The 22,674-nt window shown below is 43.5% G+C and carries 25 protein-coding genes; 1 reads left to right on the top strand and 24 read right to left on the bottom strand.

The features are described 5' to 3' along the window. Nucleotides 1-92 precede the first annotated feature (92 nt). The 21 genes from rpiB to RCG25_RS00850 form a co-directional block, all read right to left on the bottom strand. Nucleotides 93-539, bottom strand: a complete 447-nt coding sequence (gene rpiB / locus RCG25_RS00955; RefSeq protein WP_308081813.1) for a ribose 5-phosphate isomerase B — start codon at nucleotides 537-539, stop codon at nucleotides 93-95. A gap of 297 nt (nucleotides 540-836) precedes the next feature. After that, nucleotides 837-1,283, bottom strand: coding sequence for a low molecular weight protein arginine phosphatase (locus RCG25_RS00950; protein WP_308081812.1), 447 nt, complete (start codon nucleotides 1,281-1,283; stop codon nucleotides 837-839). 54 nt (nucleotides 1,284-1,337) lie between these two features. Beyond that, entirely contained in the window at nucleotides 1,338-2,819 is a 1,482-nt protein-coding gene (locus tag RCG25_RS26030) for a C39 family peptidase (protein ID WP_374121023.1), read from the bottom strand. 131 nt (nucleotides 2,820-2,950) lie between these two features. Further along, nucleotides 2,951-3,508: a manganese efflux pump MntP gene (locus RCG25_RS00935; RefSeq protein WP_308081811.1), complete on the bottom strand. Its 558-nt coding sequence runs from the start codon at nucleotides 3,506-3,508 to the stop codon at nucleotides 2,951-2,953. Between the two features lie 124 nt (nucleotides 3,509-3,632). Continuing rightward, nucleotides 3,633-4,676: an L-threonylcarbamoyladenylate synthase gene (locus tag RCG25_RS00930; protein WP_308081810.1), complete on the bottom strand. Its 1,044-nt coding sequence runs from the start codon at nucleotides 4,674-4,676 to the stop codon at nucleotides 3,633-3,635. A gap of 184 nt (nucleotides 4,677-4,860) precedes the next feature. Next, complete coding sequence (locus RCG25_RS00925) at nucleotides 4,861-5,307, bottom strand: GNAT family N-acetyltransferase (RefSeq protein WP_308081809.1); 447 nt, start codon at nucleotides 5,305-5,307, stop codon at nucleotides 4,861-4,863. Nucleotides 5,308-5,595: 288 nt separating this feature from the next. Then, the gene (spoIIR, locus tag RCG25_RS00920; RefSeq protein ID WP_308081808.1) at nucleotides 5,596-6,417 is read right to left on the bottom strand and encodes a stage II sporulation protein R; all 822 of its coding nucleotides are present in this window, start codon (nucleotides 6,415-6,417) and stop codon (nucleotides 5,596-5,598) included. Nucleotides 6,418-6,466: 49 nt separating this feature from the next. Continuing rightward, nucleotides 6,467-6,634, bottom strand: coding sequence for a hypothetical protein (locus tag RCG25_RS00915; RefSeq protein WP_308081807.1), 168 nt, complete (start codon nucleotides 6,632-6,634; stop codon nucleotides 6,467-6,469). A 348-nt stretch (nucleotides 6,635-6,982) separates the two neighbouring features. Beyond that, on the bottom strand, nucleotides 6,983-7,846 hold the full coding sequence (gene prmC, locus RCG25_RS00910; protein WP_308081806.1) for a peptide chain release factor N(5)-glutamine methyltransferase: 864 nt from the start codon (nucleotides 7,844-7,846) through the stop codon (nucleotides 6,983-6,985). Next, nucleotides 7,839-8,912, bottom strand: coding sequence for a peptide chain release factor 1 (gene prfA, locus RCG25_RS00905; protein ID WP_308081805.1), 1,074 nt, complete (start codon nucleotides 8,910-8,912; stop codon nucleotides 7,839-7,841). Before prfA ends, prmC begins: the two co-directional genes overlap by 8 nt. Nucleotides 8,913-9,033: 121 nt before the next feature. Further along, on the bottom strand, nucleotides 9,034-9,501 hold the full coding sequence (locus tag RCG25_RS00900) for a GNAT family N-acetyltransferase (protein ID WP_308081804.1): 468 nt from the start codon (nucleotides 9,499-9,501) through the stop codon (nucleotides 9,034-9,036). Between the two features lie 93 nt (nucleotides 9,502-9,594). Beyond that, on the bottom strand, nucleotides 9,595-10,185 hold the full coding sequence (locus tag RCG25_RS00895) for a hypothetical protein (protein WP_308081803.1): 591 nt from the start codon (nucleotides 10,183-10,185) through the stop codon (nucleotides 9,595-9,597). Nucleotides 10,186-10,260: 75 nt separating this feature from the next. Beyond that, nucleotides 10,261-10,638, bottom strand: coding sequence for a FixH family protein (locus tag RCG25_RS00890; RefSeq protein WP_308081802.1), 378 nt, complete (start codon nucleotides 10,636-10,638; stop codon nucleotides 10,261-10,263). Between the two features lie 108 nt (nucleotides 10,639-10,746). Beyond that, nucleotides 10,747-11,364, bottom strand: a complete 618-nt coding sequence (locus RCG25_RS00885) for a thymidine kinase (protein WP_308081801.1) — start codon at nucleotides 11,362-11,364, stop codon at nucleotides 10,747-10,749. Nucleotides 11,365-11,585: 221 nt separating this feature from the next. Beyond that, nucleotides 11,586-11,798: a 50S ribosomal protein L31 gene (gene rpmE, locus RCG25_RS00880; RefSeq protein ID WP_308081800.1), complete on the bottom strand. Its 213-nt coding sequence runs from the start codon at nucleotides 11,796-11,798 to the stop codon at nucleotides 11,586-11,588. 313 nt (nucleotides 11,799-12,111) lie between these two features. Next, a complete protein-coding gene (gene rho, locus RCG25_RS00875; protein ID WP_308081799.1) occupies nucleotides 12,112-13,377 on the bottom strand; it encodes a transcription termination factor Rho in 1,266 nt (421 codons plus the stop codon). Nucleotides 13,378-13,805: 428 nt separating this feature from the next. Continuing rightward, entirely contained in the window at nucleotides 13,806-14,768 is a 963-nt protein-coding gene (glpX, locus tag RCG25_RS00870) for a class II fructose-bisphosphatase (RefSeq protein ID WP_308081798.1), read from the bottom strand. 86 nt (nucleotides 14,769-14,854) lie between these two features. Beyond that, nucleotides 14,855-16,141, bottom strand: a complete 1,287-nt coding sequence (locus RCG25_RS00865) for a UDP-N-acetylglucosamine 1-carboxyvinyltransferase (RefSeq protein WP_308081797.1) — start codon at nucleotides 16,139-16,141, stop codon at nucleotides 14,855-14,857. Between the two features lie 272 nt (nucleotides 16,142-16,413). Continuing rightward, nucleotides 16,414-17,064 carry a fructose-6-phosphate aldolase gene (gene fsa, locus RCG25_RS00860; RefSeq protein ID WP_308081796.1) on the bottom strand — a complete coding sequence of 217 codons (651 nt, stop codon included), beginning with the start codon at nucleotides 17,062-17,064 and terminating at the stop codon, nucleotides 16,414-16,416. A gap of 134 nt (nucleotides 17,065-17,198) precedes the next feature. Next, a complete protein-coding gene (locus RCG25_RS00855; RefSeq protein ID WP_308081795.1) occupies nucleotides 17,199-18,056 on the bottom strand; it encodes a class II fructose-bisphosphate aldolase in 858 nt (285 codons plus the stop codon). 288 nt (nucleotides 18,057-18,344) lie between these two features. After that, nucleotides 18,345-18,716 carry a response regulator gene (locus tag RCG25_RS00850; protein WP_308081794.1) on the bottom strand — a complete coding sequence of 124 codons (372 nt, stop codon included), beginning with the start codon at nucleotides 18,714-18,716 and terminating at the stop codon, nucleotides 18,345-18,347. Nucleotides 18,717-18,908: 192 nt separating this feature from the next. On the opposite strand from RCG25_RS00850, the gene RCG25_RS00845 reads away from it, so the two are divergent. Continuing rightward, the gene (locus RCG25_RS00845) at nucleotides 18,909-19,442 is read left to right on the top strand and encodes a DUF2529 domain-containing protein (protein WP_308081792.1); all 534 of its coding nucleotides are present in this window, start codon (nucleotides 18,909-18,911) and stop codon (nucleotides 19,440-19,442) included. A gap of 225 nt (nucleotides 19,443-19,667) precedes the next feature. Here RCG25_RS00845 and RCG25_RS00840 read toward each other — a convergent pair whose 3' ends face one another. The 3 genes from RCG25_RS00840 to RCG25_RS00830 form a co-directional block, all read right to left on the bottom strand. Then, nucleotides 19,668-21,263 (bottom strand): CTP synthase, encoded by a 1,596-nt coding sequence (locus RCG25_RS00840; protein WP_308081791.1) that lies wholly within the window; start codon nucleotides 21,261-21,263, stop codon nucleotides 19,668-19,670. A gap of 297 nt (nucleotides 21,264-21,560) precedes the next feature. Then, complete coding sequence (gene rpoE, locus RCG25_RS00835) at nucleotides 21,561-22,124, bottom strand: DNA-directed RNA polymerase subunit delta (protein ID WP_308081790.1); 564 nt, start codon at nucleotides 22,122-22,124, stop codon at nucleotides 21,561-21,563. A 175-nt stretch (nucleotides 22,125-22,299) separates the two neighbouring features. Then, a complete protein-coding gene (locus RCG25_RS00830) occupies nucleotides 22,300-22,497 on the bottom strand; it encodes a hypothetical protein (RefSeq protein WP_308081789.1) in 198 nt (65 codons plus the stop codon). Nucleotides 22,498-22,674: the final 177 nt, after the last annotated feature.

The raw sequence follows: 22,674 nt of genomic DNA, 5'->3' as shown, positions 1-22,674 counted from the left end.
GGACCCGACCTTTCTTTTTAGAAAGTATAAGTCTTTAAAGCCATCTTGCTTTTAAGCGCAAAACTACGCTCCACTCAAGCACAGCCTATTATTTACGCCTGCTTATTTTCGTATTCTGTAATTTTGCCTACTCGATTGGAGTGACGGCCGCCTTCAAACTCACCAGTCAACCAGATTTCAGCAATATCGCGTGCAAGTCCCGGCCCGATGACGCGTTCGCCCATGGCAAGCATGTTTGTATCATTATGTGCTCGTGTCGCTTTTGCACTGAAGGTGTCATGTACAAGTGCACAACGGATGCCCTTTACTTTGTTTGCAGCAATGCTCATACCAATACCTGTTCCGCAAATCAAAATGCCGCGGTCAAACTCACCGCTTGCGACCTTTTCTGCCACAGGCAGGGCATAATCCGGGTAGTCGACAGATGTTTCGCAATCACAGCCAAAATCAACGTATTCAATCTTTAATTCCTCAAGCAAGTTGGCGATTTCCTTGCGAATATTGACTCCGCCATGATCTGATGCTAATGCTACTTTCATCTTAAAAGCCCCCCTATTTTAGTCCATCTCTTCTATTAATTTTGACATACTGCTACAGAAATATAAAGCAAAACAAAATAAAGCTCTCTTAAAAAAGAGAGCCCTTTGGAACAACTAAGGTTTTAATTTTTGCTATATTAAACTTGCCTGTTGATTTCCGCTCCAGGCACGAGCGGTTCGTGGGTGTTTCGGCGAGCCTCCTCGACGCATGCGCCTGCGGGGTCTCCCCTGAACCATACTCCCACAGGAGTCTTCGTGCCTTCCGCTCCAATCAACAGGGTGTAAAAATCAACGTTGTTATTTAACATAGCCTAATTTTTCAATTGCTTTATCAATGAGTTGGTCGAGCTCACGAAATGTTTCTTCATAGATTGGCAGGCTTCCGCCGTATGGGTCGACAACATCGTGATTATACTTTTCTCCGGTGAATTCTTTTAAAGTAAACACCTTCATAATGGCATTCGGATATTGCTGCTGAATCGCATACTTATGTGACGAGGTCATCGTCAAAATCAGATCAGCCCATTCCACCTCTGCCGTGGTCAACAAACTCGACTGGTGGTTATGCGGTATGGCGTTGTTCCCTAGCACCGTTTTTGCATGTGAGGATGCCTCATTGCCGGTGGCCGCATATATGCCAGCCGATTTGACTTCCATCCCATCGAGGTTCTTGCTTTTCAAAATGGCTTCGGCCATAGGACTTCTGCATGTATTTCCCGTACAAACAAACAAAATATGCTGCAATGTGTCTGCCCCCTTTCCTCTATTATAAAACATTTTACCAAGTTTCCAACTTACTTACCGATAGGTGATGGCTTGTTTGCCCATTTGTACCCAGCCGCGTTTGAAGGCGCTGATCGTTGCCTTGCGGTTTTTGGTTACAGATAACGGGTCATTGAAATAGATATATTGGCTGTCATAGCCTGTCACAAGAACGCTGTGTTCCTTATAGGTAATGGATACTTTTCCTGTAGGTGTATTCCACGTTTGCCAATACTGTGATGGAACAGTATCAAAATACACATTATTGATGACCCACACCGATTTCCCGTTATTTAAATGCTTATAAATCTCTTCAAAATTGGAACCGGTCAAATCAACGACGCGATCTGGCAAATATTGATTCGCCAAATCAGCAATTGGTCCGTGATAAACAGCGAGACCCGGCTTGCTAAATGTGTACATATCACCAACAAACCCTGAATACGGATTACCGAAGTATACTTGTCCATTTGTTTTCGAATAAGGTGTCGGGTCCTTTCGCACCTGGGACGCCAACGTCATTTTAGACACGCTTTTTCCCGCATCCAGCAACATCATCGCCAGCGACGTGACCTCACAGCCGCGCGGAAGTTCCGGCATTTGAGCTACAAGAGGAACATCGAGCAGTACTGAGGAGACAGAACCGCCTGTTCCCAGATAGAAGCGGTCTTTCCCACTTTGAAGCCAGCTAGATTTTCTCATAGAACCATCTGTATTGAGATAGTACCACTTTCCACCCTCATAAAGCCAACCAGTCGCCATCGACCCACTTGAACCAAGGTAGTACCATTTGCCGCCAGTATAGACCCAGCCTTTTTTCATCGCACCATTACCCGCTAAATAATACCAGCGGTTATTGTCCTTCAGCCAGCCGGTTACCATTTGACCAGAGCCAGCCAAATAATACCAAGATCCAGCGTCAAACTGCCAGCCTGTCTGCATTTGTCCGCTTTGTGCAAGCAAATACCATTTACCACTGTCATACGCCCAACCGGTGGCCATGACGCCCGAACTTTTTAGAAAGTACCACTTGTCACTCTCCAATAACCAACCCGTTTGCATGGCACCCGTTGAATTTAAATAATAGCGACTACCGTTATCGTTGATCCAACCGGTTTGCTTTTCACCATTTGGACCAAAGAAATACCATACACCAGCTTCCTGAACCCAACCTGTAGTGGCTACCGTTATTTCCATTGCATATGTATGAATCCCATCATCAACACTAATTGTCAGGAGGCTGTTTGCCGGCTGCTTTACTACACCTACCTCAAACTTCCCCTCGCTATCCGTTTGGATGGAACCAAGGAGGACTTCTTTATTTTTCACTGTAACAGTGGCATTTGGGATTGTAATCCCTTTAATCACCGTCGTCTGATCTGTTATTTTTTCCAACAGTTGAATTTGTTGCTGTTCATTTGCACTTATCCTTGTTTCTGCAAAAGCTAGATTTGGAAAAATAGCTTGAGAGATAACTCCCAATGAAATACATAGATTCATCCAAAATTTCCGCTGCAACCTGTGCCCCTCCTCAAAAAACGTCTCATCTGCTTTATTTAGTAGATTGGTATGTTAAAAATTTACCAACTTCTATTCTACCATAATTGAGCCGCAATTTTGAAAGAGTTACCTCATTTGTAAGTAAATACCTACCACAATGGGAGGATCAGTTTTAAGCCGAACGCAAGTAAAATCGCCCCACCTAGCGCTTCACTATAGTTGCCAAGCCAGCCTTGTACCTTTTTTCCCAACAGCAAGCCTGCCCAGGTTAGAACAGTGGCCACGACTCCAAAGGAGATTAGCACAAGCACGATTTTTGCCCCGTAAATCCCTAATGTCAGACCCACAGAAAAACTGTCGAGACTAACACTTAAAGCAAATAAGAGTAAGCCGAAACCAACCGGCGTAATGACTTTTTCGTCTCCTTTTTTGAGGCTTGCCCATATCATCTGCAATCCGAGAACGATGAGTAAGAGTCCGCCAATTAAGCTGGCAAACGTGCCAAATTTCTCTGATAAAAATTTACCGGTTAGTAGACCCACAAGCGGCATCCATACATGAAAAATTCCAATGGTGATCCCAATCTCGAAGATTTTCCTCAGCCGCAGTTTGTACATCCCCATACCTAGCCCCACCGAGAAGGCATCCATGCCTAGCGCAAAGGCCATGATCACTAATGTAAGTAATTCTCCAACTAATTCAGACATTCTGTCCCCGCCCCCTTGGACTAACTAACCTAATCATATGCACGTCCAAACCAGTTTAGAAGTCACTAAGGGGAAATTGGAACTCTGTCTAAATGAAAAAAAGCACCGGGATTAATCCTGGTGCTTACTCGGTAATTAACTTATTTCCTGCTGCTTTTTGCAGTCGGTTCATGATTGCATGTCCTACACCAGTGCTCGGGAAGATTTCACTATAAATGATATCCACATCGGTCTCGTTAAATCGACGTAACGTATCATACAGTGCCGTCGCCACCGTCTCCAACTCTGCCCGTCTTCCACAGGCGAACACCACATCGGCATGGTAGAACTCCACATTCTCCACTGTCGTTAACACCCCGACCCGCAAGCCCTCCTGTCGCTTTTCTTCTACTAAACCTTGCAAAAACTCCCTTGTGCCTGACACCATATAAAGCGGTGCGTTCGGCGCATAGTGGCGATATTTCATTCCCGGTGCTTTTGGTTTTGCTGCCTCATCGGTTAACGCCGGGTCGACCCGTACCTCACCAATCACCGCCCCAAGCTGCTCCTTGGTAACACCGCCCGGCCGTAAAATAACTGGAACTGATTCCGTGCAATCGATCACCGTCGACTCCACACCCACCCCGGTCGCACCACCATCGAGCACTCCGGCAATTTTTCCATTTAAATCATCCATCACATGCACGGCATTCGTAGGACTCGGTTTGCCGGAGCTATTGGCACTTGGTGCAGCAATCGGCAAACCGCACACCTTAAGCAGCGCCAGCGCCACAGGATGATCCGGCATGCGAACCGCAACCGTCGCTAGACCGGCAGTCGCCTTCTCTGAAAGAACACCTTCTTTCTTTTTAAAAATAACCGTCAACGGTCCTGGCCAAAAAGCATCCATCAAAATCTTCGCTTTAGCAGGAATCTCCTTTACAAACCGGTTCAACTGTTCCCGGTCTGCAATGTGGATAATTAACGGGTTATCACTTGGCCGTCCTTTCGCAGCAAAAATCTTCGCTACCGCTTCATCACTTTCGGCATTCCCACCCAATCCATACACAGTCTCCGTCGGGAGGGCTACCACCTCATTTTCCCGTAAAAATTGAGCTGCATCCACAACTTGTGGATTATTTACGAGATTATCCACATACTTATCCACTTTCCAGACTTTTGTGTTCATAGTTATCCACCTTTATCGTAACTGAGCCTTTTATCGAAATTTGGCGAATCTAGGCACCTTGGCTCAGATTTTTGAACGAGTACGTTTGAAAGTATAAAAGAAGGTGGGTATAAAAACAAGGTTTATCCACAAATTGTGTATAAGTTTCCGAAAAAAGTGGATAACTTTGTGGATATATCCACATTTATAAAGAGAATTTTAAGAATAACGAGTTATCCACATTTAAAACGTGTCGAATGTGCTCTGATTGATAAAATCCTTCTGGTAATTCCTCACGAACGACCCGTTGAAAGCCCATTAATTCAAAAAACGGAAGAGCCACACTTTTATTTGTTGCCAAAAATAAGCTTCTCATTCCCTTTTCTTTCGCTAATTGCACCATTTGATCAAAAAGAACGAAAATTTCCTTATCTGCTTGTCCAGGTGACACGACCAGCGAGCGCAGTAACCCATCTTCACCGAACCCTTCCATGCCAAGTGACCCCCGCAACGAACCGTCCTCGTTCTCAAGAAGTAAAAAATGATCAATCGTCTCATCATTTAGTCCATCCGCACCAAGCTTCGCCCGTGATAGAAACTCTCTTAAATTTCCTAAATCCTCTTTACTAGCTCTACGAATTAATGCCTGCATCTCTTTTCCACCTCATTCATTTTCTTTTTCTACTCTATTAATATGAATAGGTAGGAAAAATAGAACAGTCCTATTCCGGGAATCTAGTAAATTTTTTCGCAACAAGAAAAGCGTAAGCGCCTCGATCAGCCCCGACAGGCAAATGTTCTTCGGCAAGAAAAGTCCGCCTTTTGACTTTTATTGCCGAAGGTTATTTGACCCGAGGGGCTAGGCGCTGGAGCTGGACAATTCTCGAAGTCGAATTATACTTTCCTATAATGAAAAAACCAGCTCCTTCTAGAAACTGGCTTAGTACATAAGTTTCTCCCACATTTCCACTACGAAGAATTTCACTTTCACCGGCTCTTCATCTTCTTCTGCGTACACAGGTGCATTTTTCTTCACTTGCTTTTTCGTCTTCTTTTCTTCTTTCTTAACTGCTTCCTTTTCTACCACATTCGTTTTTCTGTGCTCGACTACTTCTTGCTCTTCAGCCGCTGTAACCTTCTTATGATCAACCAACGCTTCCACTTCTTGATCCTGCTTTGCCTCCGCTTTCGGCTCCACTTCTTTATCTGCTGCCATCTCAGCCTTCGCCGTTTTCTCTTCCTCAAACCCGTTACTCACAGCCACACCATTTGAAAAATCGAGAAAGCATAATGGTGGATAAAGCACGCACCACCAGTTCGCTCCTTCACCCTTACCAAGAGTAATCAAGATCGCTTGATACTCGCCTGCTGGATATAAAAACTGTCCATAAAGCTTCGTTGGAAACTGTACCTTGCCAAACTCTACTTTTACCGACTGGTCAGAACCTTGCTCACGTACGGTCCTTTCCGCAATCTCTTGAATTTCTGGAAGCTTCGAATTGATGACCGTTCTTGCTTTTTCCATTGATGTTAAATCCTGAACCCACAGGGTGATCTGCGCATTCACCGCATCCCGTACCTTACGCTTAATCGCTTGGTCTGATTCTAAATCACTATTTGCTAGAATTCTGAGGCGAATCGCCTCCCCTGGAATCACAATCGACTCCTTCGCTGCAGCTTCCGTCTTCGGCATATATAAACTTAGGATTGTCCCTAACGATAAAACCACTAAATATCCCCAAACAACTAACTTGCTTCTCATCTCAGCACCGTCCCTTCGATATCTTCATTGTGGACAGATTGCCAGAATCTTAAACTAGTAAAATGATAAAAAATGCTATTTTTTCATAAGAACAACGAGTTGCTGTACTAGCAGCTATTAGGCTACGTGACCGAACCAGTTGCTGAACCGCAATTTGGGGCTCGTAGACACTTCCTACGTGACCTTTTCCTTTGTCCATCTGCTTTTTCGGGTTCATAGACACTTCCTATGCTACCTTTTCCTTTTTCCTTCTGCCTTTTCGGGCTCATAGACACTTCCTACGCGACCTTTTCCTTTTTCCCTCTGCCTTTTCGGGCTCATAGACACTTCCTACGCGACCTTTTCCTTTTTCCCTCTGCCTTTTCGGGTTCATAGACGCTTCCTACGCGACCTTTTCCTTTTTCCCTCTGCCTTTTCGGGCTCATAGACACTTCCTATGCGACCTTTCCCTTTTTACTACTACCTTTTCGAGCACGTAGACACTTACCATCGCTATCCCTTACATTGTCAAGTCATCCTTTGGTAGAGTATTAAAAACCTCCATAAAACAAAAAACTTCGAGGCACTAAGCCCCGAAGCCGATTTCTGCAAATACCATTCGGTCCTTGCCGTTAATATCATTGACCACTTCAACCTTCACATTCGAGAACGCTTTTCGAAAAAGCTCCGCTACCGCTTCGCCCTGACCGGCCCCAATTTCGAAACATACTAACGCGCACGGCGCCAGTACCTGTGGGAGCTCCACCATAAAGCGCCGGTAAAAGTCCAAGCCGTCCTCCCCAGCAAACAACGCACGATGAGGCTCATGCTCCGTTACCACTTCCGACATCGTCACAATATCACCAGTCGGAATATACGGCGGATTTGACATCACCACATCAAACGCTCCTCCGATAAACGGCTTCAGCAAGTCACCTTGGACAAACTCGACGTCCGCCTGTAGTCGAAGTGCGTTTTCCTGCGCCACCTTCAACGATTCTTCAGCAATATCAGAAGCAAAAACCGTTAGTGCAGGCTGTTCAAGCTTCATGCTAATCGCAATTGCCCCACTGCCGGTACCAATATCAACGAGCCTAATTTCTTGTTTTTCACTGAAAAGTCGTTTGATTAGCTGAAGAGTTCCTTCCACCAACTCTTCCGTCTCCGGTCTTGGGATCAGTACCTCTTCATTCACAATAAACTCACGTCCGTAAAAATCCTCTGAGCCGATAATGTATTGCACCGGAACACCCGCAACATGCTCACGGACTGCTTTTTCAAAGACTTCCCACACACCTGGAGCTAACTCATCGCGGATATTCGCAAACAACTGTGCCCGTGACATACCACTGAAATGACGAAGAAGCAGCTCCCCTGCATTCTCATCACGGCTATTCTCAACTAAAAAAGAAGAAGCCCAATGAAGAGCTTCAAAACCTTTTTTATTCATTAGATGCACTTTCCAGTCTTCTCGCTTGGTCATCCATAACTAACGCATCGATGATATCATCAAGCTTACCTTCCAAGATTTGATCCAGCTTTTGAATCGTTAAGCCGATTCGGTGGTCAGTCACTCGGTTTTGCGGGAAGTTATACGTACGAATCCGCTCAGAACGGTCTCCCGTACCAACGGCAGATTTACGCACGGAATCATACTCAGCTTGTGCTTCCTGCTGATACTTATCATAAATACGCGCACGTAAGACTTTCATCGCTTTATCCTTATTTTTATGCTGAGATTTCTCATCCTGAATCGAAACAACGATCCCGGTCGGAATGTGTGTTAAGCGAACGGCTGACATGGTTGTGTTAACGGACTGTCCGCCGGCACCGCTCGAAGCAAACGCATCAAAACGGATATCTTTATCATTGATTTCTACTTCTAATTCCTCTGCTTCCGGCAAGCAAACAACGGTTGCCGTCGACGTATGAATCCTGCCGCTTGATTCCGTTTCCGGAACACGCTGAACACGGTGGGCACCGTTCTCATACTTCAATTTGGAGTATGCACCCTGACCATTGATCATAAAGCTGATTTCCTTGTATCCGCCAAGTCCAGTTGGGCTGGCATCAAGGAGGTCAGTTTTCCAGCCCTGTGCTTCCGCATAACGGCTGTACATGCGATATAAATTACCAGCAAACAAAGCCGCTTCATCTCCGCCCGCAGCCCCGCGGATTTCAAAGATAACGTTTTTGTCATCGTTCGGATCCTTTGGAATAAGAAGAATCTTCATCTTTGCTTCTAGTTCTTCGATTTGGGCTTCTAGCTCGTTCACTTCTTCTTTTACCATTTCACGCATTTCGGCATCGAGCTTTTCTTCAAGCATTGCCTTCGCATCCTGAAGCTGTTCGCGAGCTTCTTTATATTCACGATACGTTTGTACAGTCTCTTGTATATCAGATTGTTCTTTTGAATATTCACGAAGTTTTTTTGAATCATTAATAATTTCTGGGTCGCTCAAAAGTTCATTCAACTTTTCGTAACGATCTTCCACAGATTGAAGACGATCAAACACAGCATTCACCTCGAGTTTTAGTCCATAACATTCTAATTATAGTATAGGTGAAAACCACAGTCAAAACCAATTTGCGGGAAAAAAATTTTTGCATCGAGTATTTTAAATTTGGAAAATTCCCTTAAAGATAAAAACTCATAACGATTAATTCTCCTTTTGGTCCCATTCTTCTGACGCCTTCATCCACAAATCCGCATTTTTTGTATAAGCCTTGTGCGGCTTCGTTTTTCAGATTCACCGCTAATACAAGCTCATTGATTTCACTAAAGTGTTCCTTCACAAAGCCAGGTAATAGCTTGAGTGCCTTTGTGGCGTAGCCCTTTCCAAGGTGGCGGGAATCGGTTGAAAAAGCTCTAATTAATATCGCATTCTTATTATCAGAGTAGGGTTTCACACCCTCATTTTTATGTAAATCAAAATACGTAACCAGCTGTTTTTCATCCATTGCCAAGATGGAATAGCGATCCACTTCCTCTTTAGAAAGCAGGATACAATCTAAGGGCTTTCCTGTAAAACGCAATTGATCTTCTGTTATTTGATATTGTTCGATATCCTGTTTAAATCCCTCATTATAAAAATAGAGCTGCATCCGAAAATCCCCTCTCCAAAGGAACGTTTGTTCTAATTTTATCAATCCCAGTAAAAAAATACAAATAAAAACATGCCCTGGAATCAGAGCATGTTATCTTCGGTCTTCTTTTACACGAACTTCGATATTGTAGCGCGGTAGAGCTTGTACAAGTTTGCGGTGGAGACGTGCTTGTGCGTCCATTCTTTCTTTATCAGAAAGCATGCCCTTTTTATAAACAGACACCCACATACGGTCCCCATTAATCCAAACAGAATCAGTGACAAATTCATTTGTCTTAGCAATCACTTGCTTGGCCTTGTAAGTGTCATTACCCGTATTTTTTCCGCCACCAGCTTCCGACCCACTTCCCGTCCTCTTTAGGTCAAGGAAATTTGGATTTTGGTTCGTAATATCATCTTCCACTAAATGCTGCTTGTTTTTGCCGCGGTCTGACAGATTGTCAGGGTGATTTTTGTCGTTGCTGCTGTTGCTCATATTATCCACGATGTCCCTATTTTTGGGCGTCGCCGTATCATCAATCGTATCCGGATCATCCGCATTGTTACGGGTGCTGGACATAAAATTTGGTGCCGTCCGGTCTTTCTTCAAATTATAGACCTCTTCATTCGCGCCACGGTTGCTCTGACAACCACTTACTAAAAATAACGTTGTGACGGAAAGAAACATCCACTTTTTCAGCATCTTACACCTCCCATTACTACTATCATGCCCGTCTAGAAGGTGAAGTTACGTTGTGAATTCCTTCCAAATCTTTCCCTACTTTGCTTGGTTAGAAACAATGGAGAATCTCTTTTCTCCCGTCCACTTTTTACCGTTATCATCAATTTGGATGGTGGCCGTATAGTCGCCTTCCATTTCGAAGGTAGCGATTCCCGTATACACACCGTTCGATGTTTCTTTCATATCCTTCATGGAAATATCTCCATGACTCATCATGTGCATATTTAAATCCGCACGAACCTTCGCACCCGTTACCAGCTTTCCCTCACTGTCCAGGACTTTAATTTGAATGGTAGAAGGCTGTTCAGGTGTAAATGATTTAGGGGTCAGTAGCTCAATTTGAAAATCATTTGAGCTACAGCCCGACATCAAAACCAATAAGAAACAAACGAACAAAAAAGCAAATTTTTTCATCCACCCACTCCCTTTCAATGGTAAATCTCGTTACTATACTATCCCCATAATAACGCAAAAAAGAGCCAGGACCTCATCCTGAACTCTTAATTTTTGGGACAGTCCCCACTAGTTGGTTGCTTCTTCTTGTAACACCGACCGATAAGAAGCTGTTTTTGGTACTTCGTGATGGTGACGGCAGCGTGGCTCGTATGCCTCGGAAGCGCCAACCAAGATTACCGGGTCATGGTATGATGCCGGACGTCCGTCAATCAAGCGCTGTGTGCGGCTAGATGGTGAACCACAAACCGTGCAAACTGCCTGAAGCTTTGTTACTGTCTCGGCAATCGCCATTAACGCAGGCATTTGTGCGAACGGCTCGCCACGGAAATCCATATCAAGACCAGCACAAACGACGCGGTGCCCGCTATCTGCTAGCTGCTGAACTACCCGGACAATTCCTTCGTCAAAAAACTGCACTTCATCAATCGCGATAATATCCATATCTGCTTCTACATGATGAAGAATCTCTATAGAATGGGAAATTGGCTTCGCATGAAAAGAAGAGCCATTATGGGAGACTACGGATTGTTCACTGTAGCGATTATCAATTTTCGGCTTAAACACAGCGATTTTTTGCTTCGCGAATTGAGCCCGTCTCACACGACGTATCAATTCCTCTGACTTTCCAGAAAACATACTGCCGCAGATAACCTCAACCCATCCGGTTTGCTTCATTAAATACATAAACGGCATCTCCTTCCTATAAAAACGAACCCTTTTTTAACGATACTTGTCCAAACTTTCCTATGTATCGCCGATCTATATTAAACAGAACTCTGTTACCTTCTTATTAATATCACTTTACCCTATATCGACCGAACTAACCAGCCGCCGGCAAGTGAAATTTCCTATTTTTTTCAATAAAAAACAGGCAAGCCGACTTTCTTCTTGCCTGTTTTGAGCGATTATTGTTGCTGTTGCTTAAGGCCGTATTTTTTGTTGAAACGGTCAACACGTCCGCCAGCTTCAGCGAATTTTTGACGACCAGTATAGAATGGATGACATTCTGAACATGTTTCAACACGGATCTCATTTTTAACAGAACCAGTTTCGAATGTGTTACCACATGCGCAAGTCACCGATACTGTTTTATAATTTGGATGAATTCCTGCTTTCATTCTTTTCATCTCCTTCCGCCCTGAATCTTTCGAAACAGAGTTATATAAGGTGCTTGTCTTTCAACAGGCACTGAATTACTTAAAACACACTGCACCCATTATAACAAGGGTACCCTTTTTTTGCAAGTTGGGATTTGCTGGCTTTTTGAACTAAGTCTGTTGATTTCCGTTCCAGGAGCGAGCGGTTCGTGGGTGTTTCGGCGAGCCTCCTCGGCGAAAAGCGCCTGCGGGTCTCCCCTGGACCATACTCCCACAGGAGTCTTCGCTCCTTCCACTCCAATCAACAGGTTGCTTGTCCCAATGGGTAATTTATTTACGACCGTCTTGTTTTTAGCTCTTCCCCAAGTTGGGCGAAAAATTCTTCGTTGGACTTTGTTTGGCGTAGTTTTTTCAGGAAACGCTCGGCAAAGTCTGGTGAATCAGACATGGACTTTCTGATCGCCCATAGTTTATCTAAATGATCTTTCGGAATCAGCAATTCTTCCTTACGCGTTCCCGAACGACGAATATCAAGCGCAGGGAAAATACGGCGTTCAGCCAGACCACGGTCAAGGTGAAGCTCCATGTTACCTGTTCCTTTAAATTCTTCATAAATGACATCGTCCATACGTGAACCTGTTTCCACTAGAGCCGTAGCAAGAATCGTCAAGCTTCCGCCCTCTTCAATGTTACGAGCCGCACCAAAGAAACGCTTTGGACGGTGGAACGCCGCAGGATCAATACCACCAGACAGTGTACGTCCACTTGGCGGAATAACCAAGTTGTATGCACGAGCCAGACGTGTAATGCTATCCATTAGAATCACGACATCGCGCTTATGTTCCACTAAACGCATCGCACGGTCAAGCACGAGCTCGGCCACTTTAATATGGTTTTCAGGCACTTCGTCAAACGTCGAGCTGACGACATCCCCCGCAACCGAACGTTCAATGTCGGTTACCTCTTCTGGACGCTCATCGATTAACAAAACAATCAGTTCAACATCCGGATGATTTGTCGTAACGCTGTTGGCGATTTCTTTTAACAGCATCGTTTTACCAGCCTTAGGCGGAGCAACAATTAATCCCCTTTGACCGAAACCGACCGGCGCCACGACATCCATGATTCTTGTAGAAAGATACTTTGGAGTTGTTTCGAGCTTCATTTGTCTGTCTGGATAAAGAGGCGTTAATGCCGGGAAGTAGACTCGTTCCTTTGCAGATTCTGGGTCTTCTCCGTTCACCGCTTCTACATGCAGCAAGCCATAGTAACGTTCATTTTCCTTCGGAGGACGAACCTTACCAGAGACCTTGTCCCCATTGCGCAGGTCAAAACGGCGGATTTGGGATGCTGAAATATAAATATCCTCTGAGCTTGGCGAGTAATTAATCGGGCGTAAGAATCCGAATCCTTCTGATTGGATAATTTCGAGAACGCCTTCCATGAAAAAGTACCCCTGTTGTTCTGCACGAGATTTTAGGATAGCAAAGATTAATTCTTTTTTTGTTAATTTGCTGTAGTAAGTTACTTTAAATTCGCGAGCAAGCTCGTAAAGTTCCTTCAGCTTCATATTTTCTAAACTTGAAATTGTTAAGTCCATTAGTACACCACACTTTTGAATTTTTCCATCAAATCCGCTTCTTTTCCATAGCGGGAGATCTTCCTGTTAGATAGTAATGAGATTAGAGGAATTGATGATTGAAGTAGAATGGAAATGAATAGAATTGCAGAAATTAAAGATAATAAAAACAATTACTATTTTACCCTGTGAATAAAAAATTAATCAACTAAATTTTTTGTTAGAAATATAAGGGTGCCTGACACCAAGTCGAATTGGTGCCTGACACCCGTTGCAGTTATGTCTATTTTACGGCTCTGTTACAGTTGATTTCCGCTCCAGGCGCTTCGCTTTCCGTGGGCGTTTCGGCGAGCCTCCTCGGCGCTTACGCCTGCGGGGTCTCCCCTGAACCGTAATCCTACAGGAGTCTTCGCGCCTTCCGCTCCAATCAACAATTTCTATAAAATAATTTATTTAATTACTAGGTTTGGTTTCTTTTTCAAGCTGTGACGGCCTTCGATGAAGCGGACTGTGCCTGATTTTGCACGCATGACGACTGAATGAGTAGAGCCGTATGAGCCTTTGAATTGAACGCCGCGCAGTAATTCTCCGTCTGTAACACCGGTTGCTGCAAAAATAGCATCGTCACCCTTAACAAGGTCTTCCATACGAAGGACACGGTTCACGTCTAATCCCATTTTGATACAGCGCTCAAGCTCTGCATCATTTTGAGGCAATAGTTTACCCATGATTTCACCGCCAAGACATTTCAAGGCTACCGCTGCAAGAACACCCTCAGGCGCACCACCGGAACCAAACAAAATATCTACACCCGTATTATCAAACGCCGTATTAATGGCACCTGCGACATCTCCATCATTGATCAACTTAATTCTCGCACCTGCTTCACGAAGCTGGGCAATAATATGCTCATGACGTGGGCGGTTTAAAACCGTTGCTACTACGTCCTCGATATCCTTGTTTTTCGCTTTTGCTACAGCCTTTAGGTTATCTAAGACAGAAGCATTAATGTCAACCAGGCCAACAGCTTCCGGACCGACAGCGATTTTTTCCATGTACATATCTGGGGCATGAAGTAGGTTGCCATTGTCAGCTACTGCTAAAACGGCAAGTGCATTCCAGCCACCTGACGCTAAAATGTTCGTTCCTTCAAGCGGGTCAACAGCGACATCCACACGCGGACCATAGCCTGTACCAAGTTTTTCCCCGATATAAAGCATTGGGGCTTCATCCATTTCCCCTTCACCAATTACAACGGTGCCTTTCATTGGAACCGTGTCAAAAACATCACGCATGGCTGTTGTCGCTGCACCATCTGCCTCGTCTTTTTTCCCGCGGCCCATCCAACGTGCTGATGCCAGGGCAGCTCCCTCTGTAACGCGGACAAGCTCCATCGTTAAACTTCTTTCCATCGATTCCCATCTCCCATGTTTTCGTTTGTTTTATCTCTGAAGGTTCTCTCTCAAACGGACACGATATTACACGTCGCTTCCGCCTTTTATGTGTTTTTCAGTTGCTCAACTTCTTCTTTCGTTAATGCTTCACGCCATACGGTCGCACCAAGCCCGTTTAATTTTTCAACCAGATTGCTGTAACCCCGGTCAATATGCTCGAGTCCAGTCACTTCCGTAATTCCTTCTGCTAAAAGGCCGGCGATGACAAGTGCCGCTCCTGCACGGAGGTCACTGGCCTTCACTTTCGCTCCTTGAAGCTGAATAGGGCCATTAATGATTGCGGAGCGCCCTTCCACCTTAATATTGGCGTTCATTCGTCTTAGTTCATCAATATGCTTAAATCGTGCACCGTAAATGGTATCGGTCACGACGCTAGAACCCGTGGCTTTTGTTAAAAGAGTCGTAAATGGCTGCTGCAGGTCGGTTGGGAATCCAGGATACACGAGTGTCTTAATATCAACCGCCTTCAAGTTATTTCCTCCATCGACAAACACTTGGTCATCGCTAGATTCTATGTGCACACCCATTTCACGAAGCTTAGCAATCAGCGATTCTAAATGTTGTGGAATCACATTATCGATAACCACACCTTCGCCAACTGCTGCACCAAGAATCATATACGTGCCCGCTTCAATCCTGTCCGGAATAATCGTATGACGGCAACCGTGTAAGGTGTCCACCCCATCAATGCGGATGACGTCGGTTCCAGCACCTTTTATTTTTGCACCCATGTTTGTTAAAAGCGTGGCTACATCAATGATTTCTGGCTCTTTCGCGGCATTCTCAATGATCGTCCGTCCCTTAGCTCGTACCGCTGCCAACATAATATTGATTGTTGCCCCCACACTGACCACGTCTAAATAGATGCGGGCACCGCGAAGCTCATCGGCGCGAAGATAAATCGCCCCTTGCTCGTTGGTAATTTGTGCACCTAAAGCCTCAAAGCCTTTAATATGCTGATCAATGGGTCTTGGACCTAGATGGCAGCCGCCTGGTAGTCCAATAACCGCCTTTTTGAAGCGTCCGAGCATGGCCCCCATTAAATAATAGGATGCACGAAGCATTTTCACCTTGCCATTTGGCAGGGGCATCGAAATCATCGATGAAGGGTCAACGGTCATTTCATCCTCACTGATTTGAACCTTCCCGCCGATTTCCTCAAGCAGATCCTTCAAAATCTCCACGTCCGAAATATCCGGTAAGCCTTCAATTGTAACAGGTGATTCAGCTAAGATCGTTGCAGGAATTAAAGCCACCGCACTATTTTTTGCTCCGCTGATTCGAACTGTCCCTTTTAACGGATACCCGCCCGCAATTTTAAGTTTTTCCATTTTTGACTCCCTTCTAAGCCCTATGTATCACAAGAATGGTCCAGTGATGATGGCCGGTGTACGTTGTGTGAAAATTCCCTCATAAGAATGCGCTTACCTTTTGGGGTATAAGTATCCTCACCTACGTAACATCCACCCAGGCTTTAGGTATATTTTTCCAACATTAAAAGCCAAATTCCGACAGCTTGTCTATCCTTTAGTTTACACGAAAATCCTATTTTCATGTATGCATATTAAAAAAAATTGCTCAAAAATGGAAAAACTGCGGTAAATTAGGCTTCCGTACGAGAATTCCAGTCTTTAAGGAATGCTTCAATTCCTTTATCTGTTAGAGGATGTTTTGTTAATCCCATTAATACATTGTAAGGAATGGTCGCAATATGCGCGCCTCGTAACGCAGCTTCTGTCACATGAATGGGATTACGGATCGAAGCAGCAATAATTTCTGATTCAATACCATGAACGGCAAAAATTTCTGCAATTGTAGAGATTAAGTCTAAACCGTTTTGACCGATATCATCTAATCTTCCTAGGAATGGGGATACATAAGTTGCACCTGCACGTGCTGCAAGCAATGCCTGATTTGCATTAAAGATGAGGGTAACGTTCGTTTTGATTCCTTCTTTTGTAAAAGCATTGACCGCTTTTAAGCCATCCGGAGTCATCGGAACTTTAACAGTAATATTTGGAGCAATGGCAGCTAGTTCTCTTCCTTCTTTAATCATACCTTCTGCATCTAATGCAATTACTTCTGCACTAACAGATCCAGGAACAAGCGCTGTAATTTCACGTAAACGGTCGTGGAAAGAAACGCCTTTTTCTTTAGCAACAAGGGATGGATTTGTTGTTACTCCAGCTAATAATCCAAGTTCATGGGCTTCACGGATTTCTTCTAAGTTCGCTGTATCGATAAAAAATTTCATGGTATAACCTCCAATTTTTCGACTAAATTTTCAGTTTTCTACTTACACACTGAAACCGCCCTCAAGGTAAGGGCGGTTTTAATTTTATCATAGTTGAGCAACCAACAAAAAGTGCCAAAAAGCGGCTTTTTTTATTAAGCTCTGCCTGAAGAACCGAATTCACGCATTTTGCCGATTACTGTTGCTTTAATCGCATCACGAGCTGGTCCTAAATATTTACGTGGATCGTATTCATTTGGTTTCGCAGCAAGTGTTTCACGTACCGCTTTCGCAGATTCGATTTGGTTTTCAGTGTTCACGTTGATTTTAGCTGTTCCTAAAGAAACTGAACGTTGGATATCCTTTGTTGGGATTCCAGTTCCACCATGAAGTACTAATGGGAGACCAGTGATGTTACCGATTTCCTCCATTTCAGCAAAACCAAGGTTTGGTTCGCCTTTGTAAGGACCGTGTACAGAACCTAATGCAGGTGCCAGGCAATCGATACCTGTGCGCTTAACAAGTTCTTGACACTCTTTTGGATCTGCGTAAATAACGCCTTCAGCTACTACATCGTCTTCCTGTCCGCCAACTGTTCCTAATTCAGCTTCAACAGAAACACCTTTTGAATGTGCATACTCAACTACTTTAGTTGTAATTTCGATGTTTTCTTCAAATGGGTGGTGTGACGCATCGATCATAACAGATGTGAAACCAGCATCGATTGCTTCTTTACATTTATCAAAGCTTGAACCGTGGTCAAGGTGAATAGCCACTGGTACGGTGATTTTTAAATCTTCCATTAAGCCTTCAACCATTTTTACAACAGTTTTGAAGCCTGACATATAACGTGCTGCACCTTCAGATACACCAAGGATAACTGGTGATTTTTCTGCTTCCGCAGCTTGAAGAATAGCTTGTGTGAATTCTAGGTTATTAAGGTTAAATTGCCCAACTGCGTAGCCTTCTGCTTTCGCTTTGTTAAGCATTTCTGTCATTGAAACTAAAGGCATTTCTTTTCCTCCTTAAATTGGGTTGAACTCCATTTCGAAAGACTGCTTTCCATATTAAAGGTTTCCCTCTCATAAGGTGTTTATGTATTCTTCGAAAAATGATGCTCATCCTGTTAAGATTCATATGTATCATATCAAAAGAAATAGAGAAATGCTATTAAACAACCACCAGTTTTGCAAACTGTCATAATGAAAGCGCACCCAAGTCACAGCAAGCGTTTTCACCACATCACTTGGTTATTTTTTTATAAAAAAAGGCAATCTTTTCGATGCCTCGTTTTGAAATGTTTAGTTCGTTTTTTGTGGGATATGTTTGCGAACCGCAGCACGGATATCGTCAATATCAAACGGTTTTGCGAAATGTGTAATTGCACCAAGATCCTTGGCCTCTTGAATCATATCCAATTCACCATAGGCGGTCATGATAATCACGCGAATCTCTGGATCAATCACTTTCATTCGTTTTAAAATTTCAATTCCGTCCATTCCTGGAATTTTCATATCAAGTAGTACAAGGTCCGGGTCATGCTTGGTGACGATGTCCAATGCCTGAACGCCGTTAGCTGCTTGAAATGTCTGGTATCCTTCCTTTTGGAACACCTCATTTAGCAAAATCCGAATGCCAAATTGGTCGTCTACAATTAAAATTTTCTCTTTCATACCTTCCACCTCTTCCTTGGTTATTTTATTTTGATTCATTTATCTATACATATCCTTATACCTATTCGACAGAGGGTGTCATTTTCCTTCTTGTATTTTGCTTGCTAAGCGATGATTTTTATGGTAATTTTTACCTAATTTTACATTATGGTAAAAAAGTCTATAATAGGAGGCGTGATAAGGAGGGTTACTATGTTAAAGATGTTTACTACCCAATTAACAGGCCTGTTCAAGCGGATTGAGGAAAAAGAAGAATTTGCGTTTGAGGATGGTGCCCGATTGCTGGCCCAAGCACCTGTTGGCGATGGGTCTATATATATTTTTGGTGGGGCTGAAATGAAGGCCGTGGAATTTGAAGCGTTAGAAGGCATGGAGCCGCTTAAGAGTGCAAAGGCGTTAACTCTTGAGCAAGTGGACGAGCTAAGCGATGCGGACCGCGTCATCTTGTTTAGTCGCACTTCCATGGATGAAGCCGCGGTGGCGGTTGCTGTGGCTTTGCAGAAAAAAGGGGTCCCCTTTGTGGCTGTTTCTACGGTAATGGAGGAAGCTGATGCAGGCGATTTAACAAGTTTAGCAGATGTACATATTGATTTACGGTTAAAAAAAGGGTTATTGCCAGATGATTTAGGCAATCGCTTCGGTTATCCGTCGTCGATGGCAGCCTTGTACGTCTATTTTGGGTTGAAATTTACGATTGATGAGATTTTAGCGGAATATTTTGAGTAAACGGCCTAGTTTGGGGCCGTTTTTTTGTTGATTTTGGGATTTCGTACCATTTTAGATAGTTTTTGTGTCATTTTGTCTATGTTTTGTGTCATTATTAATAGGTTTTGTGCCAATTTCATATAGTTTTGTGCCGTTTTCGAGGTGTTTTGTGCATTTATACAATTTATGGAAAATAACCAATTAAAAAAGACCAGTCCCCCCCACAGGAAAACTGGCCCACTCAAATTATTTTTGCAATGAAGCTTTAATAAAGTCACGGAACAACGGCTGCGGGCGCGTTGGTCTGGACACAAACTCTGGATGGAACTGAGAAGCCACAAACCATGGGTGGTCTGAAAGCTCGATAATTTCCACTAAACGGCCATCAGGACTAGTACCTGAGAAAATAAAGCCTTGTGCTTCCATTTCTTGACGGTAATGATTGTTAAACTCATAACGGTGGCGGTGACGCTCGTAAACAACCTCATCCTCATACGCCTCGAACGCCTTCGTGCCTTCCATCAAACGGCAAGGATACAGACCTAATCGCAATGTACCGCCTAAATCCTCTACATCCTTTTGTTCTGGTAGTAAATCAATAATTGGATGAGCTGTTTCCGGAACAAACTCAGCAGAATGTGCATCACTGTAACCAAGGACGTTACGTGCAAATTCAATTGTAGCCAGCTGCATGCCTAAGCAAATACCAAGGAATGGCTTCTTCTGCTCACGGGCATAGCGAGTCGCTTCAATTTTCCCTTCCACACCACGGTCGCCGAATCCACCTGGAACTAATACTCCATCTACATCAGCCAATAACTCAGCCACATTCTCGCGAGTTACATGCTCTGCATTGATCCATTTAATTTCTACTTCTGAATCAAACGCATATCCGGCATGCTTCATCGCTTCAACAACCGAAATATAAGCATCCTGGAGCTCAACGTATTTTCCGACAAGACCAATACGTGTCTTGTTGGAAAGACTAAGAACGCGGTCAACAAGCTGTTTCCACTCAGTCATTTCGGCTTCCTTCGTCTGTAGCTTCAAATGGTCACACACAATTTGATCCATGTTTTGCTCTTGAAGGGCAAGCGGAATGGAATAAAGTGTGTCTGCATCCTGACATTCAATAACAGCCTTGGCGTCAATATCACAGAACAAAGCAATCTTATCCTTCATGTCCTGTGAAACAGGCATTTCCGTACGAACAACAATAATATTTGGCTGGATTCCCAAGCTACGAAGTTCTTTAACACTGTGCTGTGTTGGCTTCGTCTTCATCTCACCCGCCGCTTTTATGTACGGAATTAGGGTACAGTGAATGTACATAACGTTGTCACTGCCGATGTCACTCTTCATCTGACGAATCGCTTCAAGGAATGGTAGGGATTCAATATCACCAACCGTACCGCCGATTTCAGTAATGACCACATCGGCATTTGTTTCATTACCGGCACGTAGGCAGCGCTCTTTAATTTCATTCGTAATGTGCGGAATAACCTGCACCGTCGCACCTAAATAGTCACCGCGGCGTTCTTTACGTAAAACCGTTGAATAGATTTTTCCTGTTGTCACATTGCTATACTTGTTTAAGTTGATGTCAATAAAGCGCTCATAGTGGCCAAGGTCTAGATCTGTTTCCGCACCGTCACCAGTAACGAATACTTCACCATGTTGATAGGGACTCATCGTTCCAGGGTCCACGTTAATATACGGGTCAAATTTTTGGATGGTCACGTTCAAACCCCGATTTTTCAATAAGCGCCCTAAAGAAGCAGCGGTAATTCCCTTTCCGAGTGATGACACCACACCACCGGTTACAAAAATATACTTTGTCATTAAAAATTCCCCCTTATTTACAGTTTGACCATTATTCAGTCTGTTTAGGATTTTTCATAAAAAATATTTTGGCCTGCTGAATGAACGCATCATCCATCAAGGCCGTCGGGTTCGTCAATCGTCATGAATTACTTACCTATCCTATAGACTAAAAAACGAAAAAACTCCATATTTCGGGAGTTTTTTTAAAATTAAAAAGCGCCCCACTAGGGAGCGCATATAAGTAAAGATTGATTTGTCCTTTTTTAAGGAGCCCAAAAAAGATAATACAAGGGCGAGAAAAAAAAGTCAAGCTGTTTACAAGTCTTCGTCTTCTTCCTCTTCAAAAACTTCTTCCTCATCAAGCTCTTCATCTAAGTCTTCATCTTCGTCTAGATCGAATTCATCCTCTTCAATGACGTCTTCATCAATTTCCAAATCCTCATCTTCATCAATGTCTAGATCGTCGTCATCATCAAGTAGATCGTCCTCATCGGCGAAATCGTCGAGTTCATCATATTCTTCCTCATCGATTTCATCGAAATCTTCAAGTTCGTCTTCTTCAACAACCTTCTTCGCCTTCTTCTTCTTCGGTTTAACCACAGTAACTACTTCTTCTTCCGCTGTATCAACCGGATACCATACGCGAAGTCCCCAACGATTATCTCCTAATGAGAGGAAGCGGCCATCGATATTCATGTCCGTATAAAACTGTGCAAGTCTTGAGCGAATTTCCTCTTTAGACATACCTACAGCATTTGTAATTTCATTAATTAGTTCATTGAAAGCGATTGGTTGCTTGCTATTTTTTAAGTATTCGTGAGCCATTTCTATGAGGGATAACTCTTGTAATTCCTCTTTTGAGTATTGTGCTAAACTCAATTTTGGCACTTCCTTTCTCTATTTAACACTCTTGTAGGAGTGATAACGGGCGTTTCTAGTCCAGCTTCAGCGCCTAGCCTCTCGGGGTCCTATCCGCTTCCGCCTTTCCGCTTTAAAGACATATTCTCCATTATAAACAATTTCTTCCCGTTTATGCTAGTTTCTAACTTATGTTTCACTTGATTTTTTCTTGATTGGACTTAGGTGTGTCACCATTTTCCTGATTTTTTAGCTTTTTGGTCTCTTTAATCGTGATCACCAAGAAGAAAATTGCTAGTAAAAGAAACGAGATAGCTCCTAATTGGCGCTGATAGAGATAGTTTAATGGCCAGGCAAATACAATTAAAATTAATAATATATGACTAACCTTCATCTACACTCACCTGCCAAATCTCTTAGAAGTTTTACACTAGTTTGATTATATAAGATAACGCTTCAATTTAACATGTTGTACTCAAAAATTTTTCCATAAAAACAAAGATTGGTGTCAGGCACCTTTGTGAACGTTTCACATGGTGCCTGACACCCTACATGTTCTAAATTTAATATA

Origin of the sequence: Neobacillus sp. PS2-9, from assembly GCF_030915525.1 — a bacterium.
Taxonomy (GTDB): domain Bacteria; phylum Bacillota; class Bacilli; order Bacillales; family Cytobacillaceae; genus Neobacillus.
The sequence above is the reverse complement of the archived record's forward strand: the minus strand, read 5'-3'. Positions and strand labels throughout refer to the sequence as shown.

Excerpts from the sequence above, each read along its gene's own strand:
- rpiB (WP_308081813.1), bottom strand. The coding sequence starts at position 539 with ATGAAAGTAGCATTAGCATCAGATCATGGCGGAGTCAATATTCGCAAG.
- RCG25_RS00935 (WP_308081811.1), bottom strand. The coding sequence starts at position 3,508 with ATGTCTGAATTAGTTGGAGAATTACTTACATTAGTGATCATGGCCTTT.
- RCG25_RS00930 (WP_308081810.1), bottom strand. The coding sequence starts at position 4,676 with ATGAACACAAAAGTCTGGAAAGTGGATAAGTATGTGGATAATCTCGTA.
- RCG25_RS00925 (WP_308081809.1), bottom strand. The coding sequence starts at position 5,307 with ATGCAGGCATTAATTCGTAGAGCTAGTAAAGAGGATTTAGGAAATTTA.
- spoIIR (WP_308081808.1), bottom strand. The coding sequence starts at position 6,417 with ATGAGAAGCAAGTTAGTTGTTTGGGGATATTTAGTGGTTTTATCGTTA.
- RCG25_RS00915 (WP_308081807.1), bottom strand. The coding sequence starts at position 6,634 with ATGAACCCGAAAAAGCAGATGGACAAAGGAAAAGGTCACGTAGGAAGT.
- prmC (WP_308081806.1), bottom strand. The coding sequence starts at position 7,846 with ATGAATAAAAAAGGTTTTGAAGCTCTTCATTGGGCTTCTTCTTTTTTA.
- RCG25_RS00900 (WP_308081804.1), bottom strand. The coding sequence starts at position 9,501 with ATGCAGCTCTATTTTTATAATGAGGGATTTAAACAGGATATCGAACAA.
- RCG25_RS00895 (WP_308081803.1), bottom strand. The coding sequence starts at position 10,185 with ATGCTGAAAAAGTGGATGTTTCTTTCCGTCACAACGTTATTTTTAGTA.
- RCG25_RS00890 (WP_308081802.1), bottom strand. The coding sequence starts at position 10,638 with ATGAAAAAATTTGCTTTTTTGTTCGTTTGTTTCTTATTGGTTTTGATG.
- RCG25_RS00885 (WP_308081801.1), bottom strand. The coding sequence starts at position 11,364 with ATGTATTTAATGAAGCAAACCGGATGGGTTGAGGTTATCTGCGGCAGT.
- rpmE (WP_308081800.1), bottom strand. The coding sequence starts at position 11,798 with ATGAAAGCAGGAATTCATCCAAATTATAAAACAGTATCGGTGACTTGC.
- rho (WP_308081799.1), bottom strand. The coding sequence starts at position 13,377 with ATGGACTTAACAATTTCAAGTTTAGAAAATATGAAGCTGAAGGAACTT.
- glpX (WP_308081798.1), bottom strand. The coding sequence starts at position 14,768 with ATGGAAAGAAGTTTAACGATGGAGCTTGTCCGCGTTACAGAGGGAGCT.
- RCG25_RS00865 (WP_308081797.1), bottom strand. The coding sequence starts at position 16,141 with ATGGAAAAACTTAAAATTGCGGGCGGGTATCCGTTAAAAGGGACAGTT.
- fsa (WP_308081796.1), bottom strand. The coding sequence starts at position 17,064 with ATGAAATTTTTTATCGATACAGCGAACTTAGAAGAAATCCGTGAAGCC.
- RCG25_RS00855 (WP_308081795.1), bottom strand. The coding sequence starts at position 18,056 with ATGCCTTTAGTTTCAATGACAGAAATGCTTAACAAAGCGAAAGCAGAA.
- RCG25_RS00850 (WP_308081794.1), bottom strand. The coding sequence starts at position 18,716 with ATGAAAGAGAAAATTTTAATTGTAGACGACCAATTTGGCATTCGGATT.
- RCG25_RS00845 (WP_308081792.1), top strand. The coding sequence starts at position 18,909 with ATGTTAAAGATGTTTACTACCCAATTAACAGGCCTGTTCAAGCGGATT.
- RCG25_RS00840 (WP_308081791.1), bottom strand. The coding sequence starts at position 21,263 with ATGACAAAGTATATTTTTGTAACCGGTGGTGTGGTGTCATCACTCGGA.
- RCG25_RS00830 (WP_308081789.1), bottom strand. The coding sequence starts at position 22,497 with ATGAAGGTTAGTCATATATTATTAATTTTAATTGTATTTGCCTGGCCA.